The organism is Streptomyces sp. NPDC048442 (genome assembly GCF_040651475.1).
GTDB lineage: Bacteria > Actinomycetota > Actinomycetes > Streptomycetales > Streptomycetaceae > Streptomyces.
The window spans coordinates 42,228-54,764 of record NZ_JBEZKB010000012.1; the positions used below are offsets into that span (position 1 = coordinate 42,228).

Annotated in this window: 14 protein-coding genes; 4 read left to right on the forward strand and 10 right to left on the reverse strand. The window is 71.2% G+C overall.

Features of this window, described 5'->3' with window-relative positions:
* Positions 1-37: 37 nt before the first annotated feature.
* The 9 genes from AB0D18_RS19410 to AB0D18_RS19450 form a co-directional block, all read right to left on the reverse strand.
* Positions 38-1,681 carry a helix-turn-helix transcriptional regulator gene (locus AB0D18_RS19410; protein ID WP_362419594.1) on the reverse strand — a complete coding sequence of 548 codons (1,644 nt, stop codon included), beginning with the start codon at positions 1,679-1,681 and terminating at the stop codon, positions 38-40.
* Complete coding sequence (locus tag AB0D18_RS19415; protein WP_362419597.1) at positions 1,678-1,980, reverse strand: helix-turn-helix transcriptional regulator; 303 nt, start codon at positions 1,978-1,980, stop codon at positions 1,678-1,680. Before AB0D18_RS19415 ends, AB0D18_RS19410 begins: the two co-directional genes overlap by 4 nt.
* 70 nt (positions 1,981-2,050) lie before the next feature.
* Entirely contained in the window at positions 2,051-2,842 is a 792-nt protein-coding gene (locus AB0D18_RS19420; protein WP_362419600.1) for an SDR family NAD(P)-dependent oxidoreductase, read from the reverse strand.
* A gap of 96 nt (positions 2,843-2,938) precedes the next feature.
* Positions 2,939-3,772 carry a hypothetical protein gene (locus tag AB0D18_RS19425; RefSeq protein ID WP_362419603.1) on the reverse strand — a complete coding sequence of 278 codons (834 nt, stop codon included), beginning with the start codon at positions 3,770-3,772 and terminating at the stop codon, positions 2,939-2,941.
* A gap of 46 nt (positions 3,773-3,818) precedes the next feature.
* Positions 3,819-4,691, reverse strand: coding sequence for a MerR family transcriptional regulator (locus AB0D18_RS19430; RefSeq protein WP_362419606.1), 873 nt, complete (start codon positions 4,689-4,691; stop codon positions 3,819-3,821).
* A 38-nt stretch (positions 4,692-4,729) separates the two neighbouring features.
* Entirely contained in the window at positions 4,730-5,527 is a 798-nt protein-coding gene (locus AB0D18_RS19435) for an ABC transporter permease (protein ID WP_362419609.1), read from the reverse strand.
* Entirely contained in the window at positions 5,524-6,495 is a 972-nt protein-coding gene (locus AB0D18_RS19440; RefSeq protein WP_362419612.1) for an ATP-binding cassette domain-containing protein, read from the reverse strand. The genes AB0D18_RS19435 and AB0D18_RS19440 overlap by 4 nt, the downstream gene beginning before the upstream one ends.
* Before the next feature lie 89 nt (positions 6,496-6,584).
* Positions 6,585-8,084 (reverse strand): AMP-binding protein, encoded by a 1,500-nt coding sequence (locus tag AB0D18_RS19445; RefSeq protein WP_362419615.1) that lies wholly within the window; start codon positions 8,082-8,084, stop codon positions 6,585-6,587.
* A 155-nt stretch (positions 8,085-8,239) separates the two neighbouring features.
* The gene (locus AB0D18_RS19450; RefSeq protein ID WP_362419618.1) at positions 8,240-8,824 is read right to left on the reverse strand and encodes a TetR/AcrR family transcriptional regulator; all 585 of its coding nucleotides are present in this window, start codon (positions 8,822-8,824) and stop codon (positions 8,240-8,242) included.
* Between the two features lie 86 nt (positions 8,825-8,910).
* Between AB0D18_RS19450 and AB0D18_RS19455 the strand changes: the two genes are divergently transcribed.
* Complete coding sequence (locus AB0D18_RS19455) at positions 8,911-9,213, forward strand: antibiotic biosynthesis monooxygenase (protein WP_362419621.1); 303 nt, start codon at positions 8,911-8,913, stop codon at positions 9,211-9,213.
* A 27-nt stretch (positions 9,214-9,240) separates the two neighbouring features.
* On the opposite strand, the gene AB0D18_RS19460 is transcribed toward AB0D18_RS19455, so the two are convergent.
* The gene (locus AB0D18_RS19460; RefSeq protein ID WP_362419625.1) at positions 9,241-10,242 is read right to left on the reverse strand and encodes a YafY family protein; all 1,002 of its coding nucleotides are present in this window, start codon (positions 10,240-10,242) and stop codon (positions 9,241-9,243) included.
* A gap of 62 nt (positions 10,243-10,304) precedes the next feature.
* Here AB0D18_RS19460 and AB0D18_RS19465 point away from each other — a divergent pair, with 62 nt between their 5' ends.
* The 3 genes from AB0D18_RS19465 (at position 10,305) to AB0D18_RS19475 (ending at position 12,475) form a co-directional block, all read left to right on the forward strand.
* Positions 10,305-11,012, forward strand: a complete 708-nt coding sequence (locus AB0D18_RS19465; protein ID WP_362419628.1) for a DinB family protein — start codon at positions 10,305-10,307, stop codon at positions 11,010-11,012.
* Positions 11,009-11,470, forward strand: coding sequence for a VOC family protein (locus AB0D18_RS19470; protein WP_362419631.1), 462 nt, complete (start codon positions 11,009-11,011; stop codon positions 11,468-11,470). The genes AB0D18_RS19465 and AB0D18_RS19470 overlap by 4 nt, the downstream gene beginning before the upstream one ends.
* Before the next feature lie 111 nt (positions 11,471-11,581).
* Complete coding sequence (locus AB0D18_RS19475) at positions 11,582-12,475, forward strand: alpha/beta hydrolase (RefSeq protein ID WP_362419634.1); 894 nt, start codon at positions 11,582-11,584, stop codon at positions 12,473-12,475.
* Positions 12,476-12,537: the final 62 nt, after the last annotated feature.

The window sequence follows — 12,537 nt, forward strand, 5'->3', positions numbered from 1 at the left end:
TCGGCCGGTCGCTCGGCCGGTGCCGCCTGACGGGTGGCTACGGAGTCCCGGCGGTGTCTCCAGCCGTGTCCCCGACGGCGTACGTGTCCTTCACCTTCACCTCCGTGACCCCCCGGCCCTCGGGGAAGACCTTGCGCCAGTCGCCGATCACGTGGAGTTCGTCGGTACCCATGGCCCGTACGACGTGCAGGCCCTCGTCGTGGGCCTTGAGGGCCTTCATCCAGAGGTTGGAGAAGGCCTGGGAGCGGATGAGGTGCATCCAGTCCGGGCGGTAGAGCTCCCGGTTGTAGTTCGACTCGCCCATCGTCGAGACGAACTTCGAGTACATCGCCTTCACGTACTCCAGCGTCACCTCGTCGTCCTCGGCGAGTGCCGTGTCACGGGCTTCCCTGAGCGCGACGCGGAACTTCTCCAGCAGGCCCTCCGTCGCCCCCGAGGTGTACGACTCGTGGATCTCGGGCGGCGCGCAGAGCTGATGCTTGGGCCCCGAGAGGCGGATGAGGAGGCGGAGGGTCGGCTCGGTGACCCAGAGCGGGCCCGGCTCGTCGCGGTTGCCGATGGGGTTCGGCAGGACGTCCCCGTGCTCCCACTCCGGCGGGGTGATCAGGTGGACCCCGGCGCGGCGGCGGTCGAAGTCGAAGCCGGTGGAGTGTTCCAGCTGGCCGAGCGGGAGGTGGGTCTTCAGGGCGGAGAGGTACGCGCCGTTCATGTCGAGGGCGGTCACCTCGTGGGCGCCGGCGGGGAGTTCGTGCCGGGTCCACTTCGGGCGTGCTTCCCAGATCTGGTCCGCGCCCTTGGCGGTCTGCTTGCGCAGCACGTCCGGGATCCACGGGTGGGCGACGACGTCGTACCGGCCGCCCTTGCGGGTCTCGTCGAGGAGCCGCATGGCGTCGGGGATCGCGCGCTTCAGCAGCGCGGCGGTGGCGTCGTCGACGTCGCCCCGGTGCTCGGCGAGGGCCGTCTGTACGGCTTGGGTGATGAGGTCGCCGGGACCGGACTCGTCCTGGAAGGCGCGCCCGCGCGGAGGCTTCCGCTCCGCCGACCGCGAGGCCGGGCGGCTCGTACGCGTCGCCCCCGCCGGCTTCGCGGCGGGTTCCGTACGTACGGGAGCGGGGGCGGCCGTCGCGGCGGGTTCTGCCCGAACGGGGGCCGGGGCAGGGGCAGTTGTGGGGTCGGCCTGGCAGTCGGCGGGGTCCAGGTGCTGTGCGAAGCCGTCCATCCGGTGCAGGGCGGGACGCCCGCACAGTACGCACGGCTCGGGGGCGGCCAGGACCTCGACGTCCCCGTCGGCCTCCTGCTCGGGCGCTGCCGGAGCGGCGTCCTCGGAGTCCCGTACGGAATCCGGTACGAAATCCGGTACGAAATCCGGTGCGCCGTCCTGCTCCTCGGCTTCTGCGGTGGCCGTCGCGGGCGCGGTCCCGAGCCTGTCCCGCAGTCCGTCGAGCAGGTAGGCGTATTTCGTACGGATCTCGCCGACCGGGTCGCGCCCCGACTCCCAGCCGCTGACGGTGCTGGGGCTGACGCCGAGGGCCCTGGCGATCTGGGCCTTGGAGAGGTGGGCGCGTTCGCGCAGGTCCTGCCGTACCTCCGGATCGGGCAGGGCGGCGGGCGGGGCGACGGCGGAGAGCAGCGAGTCGATCGCGTCGAAACCGGAGCTGGAGCCGGAGCCGGAGCCGTTCATCGAACCGCCCCCTTCTTCTCCTTCTCCTTCTCCTTCTCCTTCGCGGTACGGAGCCTAGCCGCGGGCAGGGCGTCGCACGCCCTGGTCGGGCCGTCCAGCAGGTCCAGCGGGTGGACGTCGTAGTGGGCGGCGAGTGCGTCCACGTCGTCCAGCTGCCACGAGGCGGCACCGGACTGGCGGCGCGAGACCTGCGTCTGCGTCAGGCCGAGTGCCTCGGCGATCCCCCGCTGCGAGTCGCCCGTCGCCTGCATCAGCGCGGCCACGGTGAGCCGCAGCGACTCCTCCAAGCTCATTCCCATGCCGCGCAACCTATCAAGGTTGATGCGTCTTACGCATGGATCCTGGTCGTGACGCGTGATGCTTGCGGGATCAGCGCTTGTGGCGTTGCCCCCTGGCGAGCTGTTCGGTGACCTTGTCGCTGCCGAGGCGGCGCTGGACGGCGGCGGTCAGGCCAGGTGCGGCGCCGCCGAGCAGGGCGACCAGCCGCAGGCCCAGCGGGGCCACGTCCACTTCGGCGAGGTTCTGCTCGACGGCCCTCGCGGTCGCGCGTGCCACGTCCTTCGGCGAACGGGTGCCGACGCCGCGGGGCAGGGTCGCGCCGGAGTCGGCGAACATGCCCGCGTCGCTGATGTAGCCGGGGAAGACGGTCGAGACGCCGACGTGGTGGGGCCGCATGTCCTCGCGGAGCGCGAGGGCGAAGCCGCGCATTCCGAATTTGGTGGCGTTGTACAGGGAGGCCTGCCCGGACGCGGTCTTGCCGGAGAGCGAGGAGATGAAGACCAGGTGGCCGCGGCGGCGGGCTGCCATCCGCTGCCCGGCCAGCTTGGCCATCACGATGGGAGCACGGAGGTTGACGTCGAGCGCACGGTCGATCTCGCCGACGGAGTAGTCGTCCAGCAGGCCCGTCGCGGGAAGTGCGGCGTTGGCCACGAGTACGTCGATGTCGCCCGCCGCCTCCAGCAGCTCCTCGATCGCGTCCCGGTCGGCGAGGTCGGCGGCGATGGCCCGGCCGCCCAGCCGTTCGGCCAGCGGCTCCAGCAGATCCGTACGGCGCCCGGTGAGCACCACCTCGCTGCCCCGGGCGGCCAGCGCCACCGCCAGCGCCTGCCCGATCCCACCGGTAGCACCCGTCACCAGTACTCTCGCGCCTCGCAGCTCCATTCCAGGATGATCCCAGCGCCACCCCCACCGGGCCAGGCCGGCCTGCGCCATTCTCACCGGCCGAATCCAGGCCCCGCCCCCGGCCCCGGCCCCACTTCAGAAGCCGAACCTCCGCGCCCAGATGGTGTTCTCGCGGCCCCGGTGGAACACCGCCAGTTGCCCAGGGCCCGGAGAGGCCGCCGCCGTGCCGTTCAAGGCATAGCCGCCGAGAGACTCCCAGCCCGACCATCCAATGCCGGCGTCGAACCACTTGTGGTAGACGGCGTGGTCGCGTCCCGTGTGGAAGAGGTCGAGCCGCCCCGGGCCCCAACTGGCCGCCGAAGGCGGGTCGTTGGTGATTCCACCCATGTTCTCCCAGCCCGACCAGCCGTGGCCCGCGTCGAACCACTTGTGCCAGATCGCCCGGTTGTCGAAGCCGACGCCGAACAGGTCGATCCGGCCGGGGGCCCAGCACACGGCCGCGACCCCGCCGAAGAACTCACCGCCCAGGTCCTCCCAGCCCGACCAGACCCCGTGGTCGTACCACTTGTGCTTCATCGCCAGCGTGCCGTCCCTGTCGCAGGCGAACAGGTCCATGCGCTGCGGGCCCCAGGAGCAGATCGCGATCGGGTGCTGGGACTGGCAGTCGAAGCGCTGGAAGCCGGTCCAGGGGGTGGCTTTGAGGCCGTTGTAGCTGTTGTGGTAGCCGAAGTGGAAGAAGGCGTCGAGGTACTCCTGCCCCATGGAGACGACCGCGGGCGGGACCCCGAGGGAGCCGGGCTGTCCCAGCGACCGCCAGGGGGAACCGGGGTCGAAGGGATCGGTCTTGTGGACGGGGAGGAAGTCCTCACCGAGGGAGAAGAGGTCGATGCGGCCGTATTTACGGGCACACGCCGAGGCATAGCCCGTCACCCGGCCCGGAATCTCCCACCAGTTGCTCCAGCCGCCCATGGCAACCTCCCGCGCGCGCCCGCAAGTCGACACCAGCCTGTCGACATCAGCGTTCCGACACCATGGACCCACGGCCGGACCCGGGGCGCCAGCCTCGTGCGGGCGTACTTCCGCTGGTACGGGCGGGGGCGACGCGCTTCAGTCTGGTCCAGCCGGCCCAGCCCCGTTCCTTCAGCAGCTCCATCAGCCGCCGGGCCGGCGGCGCGGTGTCGCACGCCAGCGTGTCCATCAGCCTCACGAACGGTGGCTCGATGTCGACGTCGTCGACGTAGTCCTCACCCTGCTCGTCGGCCAACTGCGTGAGGTAACCGGCCAGTTCGTCGGCCAGCACCGCCAACTCGACCGGTTCCGCCGACCCCGCGGACCGTGGGCCGTCGTCGGTCCGGGCAAGCGCCCGGCCCAGGGTGAGGTAGAAGTCGACGAACCGCGGATCCGCGATCTGCTCCCGCTTGCGCGCCATCCACTCCGGCACCCGCTCGGGCGACCGGGCGACCAGCGGGATCCAGCCGTCGCGCTCGACCTGGACGATCCGTTCGTCGACCCCGAGCACCCGCAGCCGGTCGAGGAACTCGACCACCTCGCGGGGCAGCACCAGGTGGTCGCCCGCGGAGAGGCGGGCGATCCGCTCCCGGTGCCGCTGCCGTTCCCGGATCTCCGCCCGCAGCCGTTCGTCGATGTCGGCGACCGCCGCGGCGAACTCCTCCGCGTCGGCCTGGAGCAGCTCCCGTACGCGCGCCAGCGGGACCCCGGCCCCGGCGAGGGTCCTGATCCGGATCAGCTCGACCACGGCGCCCGCGCCGTATCTGCGGTAGCCGGAGTGGTCCCGCTCCGGCTCCGGCAGCAGCCCCTTGGCGTGGTAGTGCCGCACCGCGCGCACCGTCACTCCGGCGTACGACGCCAGCTCGCCGATGGTCAGCATCCGTCCACTCTCCCTATCTCTCTCCGTCGTCTTCTCGCCTAGTTCGCGGCGCGGGTCCGGTAGAGGCGCCGTGACCAGAGGTGGCCGACCAGTCCGATTGCCGCGCACCAGCCGACGGCCCACAGCGCGTCCGTACCGCCCGGTGATCCGGCCAGCAGGCCCCGGAGGGCTTCCATGACCGGTGTGAACGGCTGGTACTCGGCGAACCACCGCAGCCCGGTCGGCATCGACTCGACCGGCACGAACCCGCTGCCCACGAACGGCAGCAGCATGAAGATCATCGGCCAGTTGCTCGCCGTCTCCGGGTTCGGACTGGCCAGTCCCAGCGCCACGGTGAACCAGGTCAGCGCGAACGACAGCAGCGCGAGCAGACCCAGCAGGCCCGCCCACTGGATCGCCGAGGCGGCGGCCTCCAGACCGAGCAGGAACGCCACGCCGAAGACCGTGGCGAGTGCCAGCGCGGTCTGGATCATGGCGCCGAGCACGTGGCCGGTGAGCACCGAGGACCGGGCGATGGCCATGGTCCGGAACCGGTCGATGATCCCGCTGGTCATGTCGGTGGCGACCGAGACCGCGGTACTGATGGACACGCTCGCCACCGTCATCGCCAGAATCCCGGGCGTGAGGAACGTCAGGTAGCCGCCGCGGTCCCCCGTCGCGTCTCCGGAGTGCAGCCCGGCGCCCATGGTTCCGCCGAAGACGTAGACGAACAGCAGCAGGAACAGCAGCGGCAGACCGATCAGCATCAGTGTCTGCGACGGGTAGCGGACCATGTGCTTCACGTTGCGGCGCAGCATGGTCACCGAGTCGCGTACGGCGTACGGCGCGGCACTCATGTCGGCATCTCCTCGGGGGTCCCGGCGGTGGTGGGGTGGCCGGTGAGGGCATGGAACACGTCGTCCAGGTCCGGGGTGTGCACGGTGAGCTCGGTGGCTGCGTCGCCGTCGGTCCCGGTCAGGTCGTCCAGCAGGCGGCGCAGCGCGTTGAGGCTGCCGTCGTACGGCAGGGTCACGGTCAGTGCCCCGGTGTTCGGGCTCGCTCCGGGGAACCTGCGCGCCAGCTCGGCCACCCGCGCGCTGTCGGCGGCCCGGAGCTCGATGCGACCTCCGGGGACCAGCCGCTTCAGCTCGGACGCGGTGCCTTCGGCGACCAGTCGGCCCCCGTCGAGCACGCCGATCCGGTCGGCGAGCCGGTCCGCCTCCTCCAGGTACTGGGTGGTGAGGAGGACGGTGACCCCGTCTGCCACCAACTCCCGTACGATTTCCCACAGTTCACGGCGGCTGCGCGGATCGAGGCCGGTGGTCGGCTCGTCGAGGAAGATCAGCCGAGGGCCGGTCACCAGGGTCATCGCCAGGTCCAGCCGCCGCTTCATGCCGCCGGAGTACGTCGCCGCGCGCCGGTCGGCGGCGTCCGTGAGGCGAAACCGCTCCAGCAGTTGCCCGACCCTGCTGTCCCCGTTCCTCCCGCGCCGGTCGCGGTGGCCGAGGTCGGACATCAGCCGCAGGTTCTCCCGTCCCGTCAGCAGCTCGTCCACGGCGGAGAACTGTCCGGTCACTCCGATCGATTCGCGCACCCGGTCGGCCTCGTGGCGGATGTCGTACCCGGCGACCCGGGCCTCGCCCGCGTCCGCGGCGAGCAGCGTGGACAGGATCCGGACCGTGGTGGTCTTACCGGCTCCGTTGGGCCCGAGCAGGGCGTAGACGGTGCCTGCGGGGACGGTCAGGTCGACTCCGGCGACCACCTCATGGCCGCCGTACGACTTCCGCAGGCCGGCGGCCTCGATCGCACTGCTTCTCGTAGTCATGCCGTCATGCTGGGAGATTGCCCCTGCGTCAGGGTCAAACCGGGCCGCTCCCGACCGGGCACGTAGGTGCGGGCCGGGAGCGGGGGCGCTCAGGCAGGGTGCTTCGTCGACTCCAGGTAGTCGGCGCGGATGCGGTGTTTGGCGAGTTTGCCGTTGGGGTCGCGGGGCAGTTCGGCGACGAGGTCGAGGGTGCGGGGGACCTTGAATCCCGCGAGGGTGGCGCGCAGGGTCTCCCGCAGTTGGGCGGGGTCGAGGGTGGTGTCCGGCTCCGGCTGTACGAGCGCGTGCAGGCGTTCGCCGAATTCGGGGTCGGGGACTCCGAAGACGGCGCAGTCGAGGACCCCGGGGCGGCCGAGCAGCGCGGCCTCGATCTCGGCGGGGTAGATGTTGACTCCGCCGGAGATGACCATGTCGACGGCCCGGTCGCAGATGTAGAGGTAGCCGTCCTCGTCGAGGTATCCCATGTCGCCCACCGAGACGAGTTCGCCGAGGCCGATCTCCTCGCGGGCCTGCGCCCGGCCCTGGTAGGTGAAGTCCGTGTGCGCGGGCTGTCGTACGTACAGGACGCCGACCTCGCCGGTTGCGCAGTCCTTCCCGTTCTCGTCGACGACCCGGATCTGCGCGTCGCCGAGCGGACGCCCGACGCTGCCCGGCCGGGCGAGGGCCTCGACCGAGTCGATGACGGTGATGTAGCCGGTCTCGCTGGAGGCGTACGTCTCGTGCACGATCGGCCCGAGCCAGTCGATCAGCGCCTTCTTCACCTCCGGCGCGCACGGAGCCCCGGTCGAGCCGACGAAGCGGAGCGAGGACAGGTCGTAGCGGTCGCGGACCTCGCGCGGGAGCTTCAGCAGGCGTACGTACATGGTCGGTACGCAGTAGAGGGACTCGATGCGGTGGCGTTCGACGAGCGCCAGGGTCTGTTCGGCGTCGAAGCGCGGCGCGATGACGAACAGGCCCGCGGCCACCGCGGCGTACTGGGCGTACATGCTCGGTGCGCTGTGGTAGAGCGGGGCCGTCATCAGGGCGCGGCAGCCCGCCCGCAGGCCGTACACCTGCTCGACGACGGCGAGGGTACGGCTGCGGAAGTCGTCGATCTCCTCCACCGGTACGGACGCGCGGACCACTCCCTTGGGACGTCCTGTGGTCCCGGACGTATAGGCCATGTGCCCGCCGGGGGACACCAACGGGCCGCTGTAGTCGACCTGTTGGGCAAGCCAGGGTTCGTACGGGAGGGCCCACGAGGTGGGCTGTCCGCCTCCTGCAGCGAGGACGGTGAGACCCTCGGGGAGTGCCGGCCGTGCCGCTTCCAGCAGGTCCGCGTGGCCGATGACCGCCTGCGCGCCGCAGTCCTCGACGATGTACGCGAGCTCGGCCGGGGTGAAGTGCCAGTTGAGCGGAGAGAAGTGGAACCCGCCGAGCCGACAGGCGAGCATGACGTCGACGTACGCGGGGTCGTTGCGCAGCAGCACCGCGACCACGTCACCGGCGCGCAGCCCCAGCCCGTACAGCCCGCCCGCCAACTTCCTCGCCCGGTCCTCCAGTTGGTGCGGCGGTATCTCGTTGCCCTCGAAGCTGACGGTGGCGGTCATCAGGGGTCCTCTCGTCCGTCGTCGAGCAGTTGCGAGCGGTTGCGAGCAGTGGTGAGCAGTGGTGAGCCGTTGCGCGCCGTTCCCGGGCGGTCATGGTAGTTGCCGCATGCACACATGCACCACGGGCCGCGTCACTCACCCCCGGGGGGAACCCGTCAGGGGCCATTGCCCTCGTGGCTGCGATCGAGCAGCAGGTCGGCGGCGCGGGCGAGGACTTGGGCACGGGTGCGGTCGCCGTGGCCCGCCGCGAGGAAATGGCTGCCGATCGCCACACAGAAGGCGAGCAGGCTGCGGGCCTCGACCTCGTCGGCGTCGGCGCAGAAGGTGCCGATCATCTCGCGCAGCAGGTCCATCCGCCGGTCGTCGACCCGTCGCAGGCGCTCGGCGACCTCCTCGTCGCGCCGGGCCCAGGTACGGATCGCGAGGTCGATGGGAAGCAGCCGGTCGTTGGAGAACGTCAGCACGCCCGCACGGTGGATCCGGGTCTTCGGATCTCCGCCTTCCCGTTCGACGTGCTCGATCACCTCGTCGGTGCTCTCCCGCTCCCAGGTGTCCAGCATCGCTTCGAGCAGCGCGTCCCGGTCGGCGAAGTGTCCGTAGAAGCCGCCTTTGGTGACGCCGAGCCTCTTCGCCAGCACCTCGATGCGGACGGCGTCCGGGCCGGCGGTGGCCAGCGCCCGCAGACCCTCCTCGATCCAGCTGCCACGTGGCGTGCGCGTCGCTCCCACAGTGTGTCCCACCTCACAACTCCGCCGCATATACGGCACCGTACAGAAAAGCTAGCCTCGATCCATACGCCACCGTATACGCGATCGGAGACAGCAGGATGACAGTCGAGGCAGCCAAGACCGTCGGGTTCGTCGCCTTCCACTACCCGCACCCCGAGCACTTCGAGGACTTCGTCGGCCGCGCACACCAGGTGGGCGACTCGTTGCGAGCCGCTCCGGGATGCCTGTCCGCCGAGGTCTGGGCCACTCCCGACGGCGACGCCGTCGTCACCACCGGCCGGTTCGAGTCCGAGGAAGCCTTCCGGGCGGCGTTCGCCGCGGCACGCGGCCTGGGCGAGACCGTCGCCTTCGACGAGCGCGAACTCAAGCCCCGCCAGATCTTCACCCTCCTGCCGAGGTAGCCCGGGGCCGCCGGCGACGGCGACGGTTCATGGCTCCTCCGTGTCCGGCGGCGGCGGTGCGTCCTGCGCCCCGGCCGCCAGCAGTCGCTCCGCCAGTACGCGGCAGCGTTCTGCCAGCTCGGGAGGGTCGAGTACCTCGAAGGCGTGTCCCAGCCGGAGTACGTGCAGGAGTACGTCGTCGAGGTCGGCGCCGCCGCTGAGCACCTCGCAGAGCCCGCCCCCGCACGGTCGTACGACGGCCGCCGAGGCCGGAATCTGGGCGCGCACCGTGTCGGCCGGCGCGTGCACGAGGAAGCGCGCCCGGTGCGGGTAGACCCGGCTCGCCACGCCCTCCTGCACGTACGTCGCCGCGTCGGGCGCCGCGCGCGGGCGAAAGCGCCAGGCCCGTGCGGCCACCTCGGTCATCCGGTCGACGCGGAAGCTCCGCCAGTCGTCGCGGTCGAGGTCGTAGGCGAGGAGGTACCAGCGCCGGTCGGAGGCGACCAGCCGGTACGGCTCGACCCGCCGCCGTCGTAGCTCCTTGCCCGACGGGTAGTCGAAGCCGGCCTCGACCTCGTCGCGGCAGGCTCGGGCCAGCGTCATGAGCACCTCCGGGCCGACCTGCGTACGGCCTCCGCCGAAGGACTCCACCGAGCCGACGAGCGCCCGCACTTCGTGCCGCAGCCGGGTGGGCAGCACCTGGTCGAGCTTGCTCAGCGCCCTGAGCGCGGCATCGCCGGCGCCCGCGACCGCGCCGCCCGCGCCGGCGAGCAGAGAGACCGCGGTGGCGATCGCCTCCTCGTCGTCGAGGAGCAGCGGCGGCAGTTCCTTCCCCGGGCCGAGCCGGTAACCGCCGCCGACGCCCTGGCCTGCGTACACCGGATAGCCGAGCGTGCGCAGCCGCTCCACGTCGCGCCGTACCGTGCGCGACGTGACCCCGAGCCGGGCGGCGAGTTCGGGGCCCGACCAGACCTGGCGCTGCTGCAGCAGCCCGAGCAGGGTGAGCACCCGCTCCGTCGTTCCGCGCTCGTCACCGCTTGCCGCATCCATATGGCTCACCCTTTCAGAGGTGGCGGACCGATTCTGTCCGCCATGGATGTCACGGTGGCTCCATGAACGCAATCGAGACGAACGCAGCCGAGAAGGACGTAGTCGAGAAGGAAGCAGTCGGGACGGACGCAGTCGAGAAGGACGCAGCCGATTTCGACTGGAGCCGGTCGCTGCGCGAGCAGTGGGAGTTCCACTGGAACCATCAGATCCGGGCCCGGCTCGACGGCCTCACCGACGACGAGTACTTCTGGTCGCCGGTGCCGGACGCCTGGAGCGTGTGGCCGCGCGGTGACTCGTCGGCACCCGTGCAGGCCGGTACCGGGGACTTCACGATCGACTTCGCCTTCCCGCAGCCCGACCCGGCACCGTTCACCACGATCGCCTGGCAGCTCGGCCATGTCGTCGTCGGCGTGCTCGCCGCACGCAACGCGGCGCACTTCGGCGCGCCTGCGGCGTCGTACGAGAGCTGGGAGTACGCCGGCAGCGCGGCCACCGCACTCGACCAGCTCAAGATCCAGCTCGACACCTGGCTGGCCGGGTTGCGCGGCCTCGACGAGGCCGCGCTCCGCAAGCCGGTCGGAGAGAAGGAGCCCGCCTTCCCCGAACTGGCCATGGCCGATCTCGTACTTCACATCCACCGCGAGCTGATCCACCACCTGTCCGAGGTCTGTCTGCTGCGCGACCTTTACCTGCACACGCATACCACAGGAACAGGCACTGGCACAGGCACTGGAACTGGAACTGGAACTGGAAAGGGAGCAACCCGATGAGCCGCCACGTCCAGGTCACCTTCGACGCCCACGACCCGCGGGCCCTGTCCTCCTTCTGGCGCGACGCACTGGGCTATGTCCACCCCGGCCCGCCCGGGGTGGAACTGCCCACGGGTGCCGACCCGTTGGCGGCCTGGGACGACTTCCTCGCTCGTATCGGCGTACCGGAGGATCAGCGCAATTCGAGGTCCGCCATCGAGGACCCGGACGGGCACGGCCCCCGGGTGTTCTTCCAGCAGGTGCCGGAGGACAAGGTCGCCAAGAACCGCGTCCACCTCGACGTCCGCGCGGCTCCCGGGCTGCAGGGGGACGAGCGGATGGCGGCCCTGGAGGCCGAGTGCGACCGGCTCGTCGCGCTGGGGGCGAAGCGGGTGCGCCGCGACGAGCCCGCTCCCCCGCTGGGCGCCGGCTTCCTCGTGATGGCCGATCCGGAGGGCAACGAGTTCTGTCTGGACTGACGGTGAGCCCTGACGGTGAGCCCTGACGGGTGAACCGATGAGTTCCGGCACGTCCCGAGGTCTACCCATGACAACGGAAGAACGTCACACCATCGCACCGAGGAGCCGGCAATGACCGAAGCAGAGACCCGCACGCTGTCCGTGAGCGGTGCCACGCTGGCCTACGACATCCGGGGCGGCACAGGAAGCGGCGCGGACAGTGGCGCCGTCCTCTTCCTGGTCGGTTCGCCGATGGATGCGAGCGGGTTCGCCACGCTGGCCTCCCATTTCACCGACCGTACGGTCCTCACGTACGACCCGAGGGGCGTGGGCCGCAGTACGCGCGAGGACGGTGCGGCGGAGTTGACGCCGCAGGAGCACGCCGAGGACCTGCGGCGTGTCATCGAGGCGGCCGGGGCCGGGGCGGTGGACATGTTCGCCAGCAGCGGCGGGGCGGTCAACGCGCTCGCCCTGGTCGCGCGCCATCCCGGTCTGGTGCGCACCCTCGTCGCGCACGAGCCGCCGACCGCCCGGGTACTGCCGGACCACGAGGCCGCGCTGGAGGTCTGCACGGACATCCACACCACGTACCTGCGTGAGGGGTTCGGTCCTGCGATGGCGAAGTTCCTCGCGGTGATCGGGCGGAAGGGGCCGTTCACAGCCGGCTGGGCGGACGAGCCGGCCCCCTCCCCCGCCGCCTTCGGTCTGCCGACCGAGGACGACGGCTCCCGCGACGACCCGCTGCTCGGTCAGAACATCCGCGGCTGCACCGGCTTCTCACCCGACTTCGCCGCCCTGCGGGCCGCCTCGACCCGCATCGTGATCGCGGCGGGCCGGGAGTCCGAGGGCCAGTTCGCCGCCCGTGCCGCCGCGGGTGTGGCAGCGGGACTCGGCACCGAACCGACCGTGTTCCCCAGCCACCACGGAGGCTTCCTGGGCGGGGAGTTCGGCCAGCAGGGGGCGCCGGAGGAGTTCGCGAAGACGCTGCGGCACGTACTGGAGGAGGCCGCCGGGAACAGCCGCTGAGAAAACCCGCTGCGGGCCTGCGGGCTATGGGCCTGCGGGCTATGAGCCTGCGGGCCCGCGCG

Excerpts from the sequence above, each read along its gene's own strand:
- AB0D18_RS19410 (WP_362419594.1), bottom strand. The coding sequence starts at position 1,681 with ATGAACGGCTCCGGCTCCGGCTCCAGCTCCGGTTTCGACGCGATCGAC.
- AB0D18_RS19415 (WP_362419597.1), bottom strand. The coding sequence starts at position 1,980 with ATGGGAATGAGCTTGGAGGAGTCGCTGCGGCTCACCGTGGCCGCGCTG.
- AB0D18_RS19420 (WP_362419600.1), bottom strand. The coding sequence starts at position 2,842 with ATGGAGCTGCGAGGCGCGAGAGTACTGGTGACGGGTGCTACCGGTGGG.
- AB0D18_RS19425 (WP_362419603.1), bottom strand. The coding sequence starts at position 3,772 with ATGGGCGGCTGGAGCAACTGGTGGGAGATTCCGGGCCGGGTGACGGGC.
- AB0D18_RS19430 (WP_362419606.1), bottom strand. The coding sequence starts at position 4,691 with ATGCTGACCATCGGCGAGCTGGCGTCGTACGCCGGAGTGACGGTGCGC.
- AB0D18_RS19435 (WP_362419609.1), bottom strand. The coding sequence starts at position 5,527 with ATGAGTGCCGCGCCGTACGCCGTACGCGACTCGGTGACCATGCTGCGC.
- AB0D18_RS19440 (WP_362419612.1), bottom strand. The coding sequence starts at position 6,495 with ATGACTACGAGAAGCAGTGCGATCGAGGCCGCCGGCCTGCGGAAGTCG.
- AB0D18_RS19445 (WP_362419615.1), bottom strand. The coding sequence starts at position 8,084 with ATGACCGCCACCGTCAGCTTCGAGGGCAACGAGATACCGCCGCACCAA.
- AB0D18_RS19455 (WP_362419621.1), top strand. The coding sequence starts at position 8,911 with ATGACAGTCGAGGCAGCCAAGACCGTCGGGTTCGTCGCCTTCCACTAC.
- AB0D18_RS19460 (WP_362419625.1), bottom strand. The coding sequence starts at position 10,242 with ATGGATGCGGCAAGCGGTGACGAGCGCGGAACGACGGAGCGGGTGCTC.
- AB0D18_RS19465 (WP_362419628.1), top strand. The coding sequence starts at position 10,305 with ATGAACGCAATCGAGACGAACGCAGCCGAGAAGGACGTAGTCGAGAAG.
- AB0D18_RS19470 (WP_362419631.1), top strand. The coding sequence starts at position 11,009 with ATGAGCCGCCACGTCCAGGTCACCTTCGACGCCCACGACCCGCGGGCC.
- AB0D18_RS19475 (WP_362419634.1), top strand. The coding sequence starts at position 11,582 with ATGACCGAAGCAGAGACCCGCACGCTGTCCGTGAGCGGTGCCACGCTG.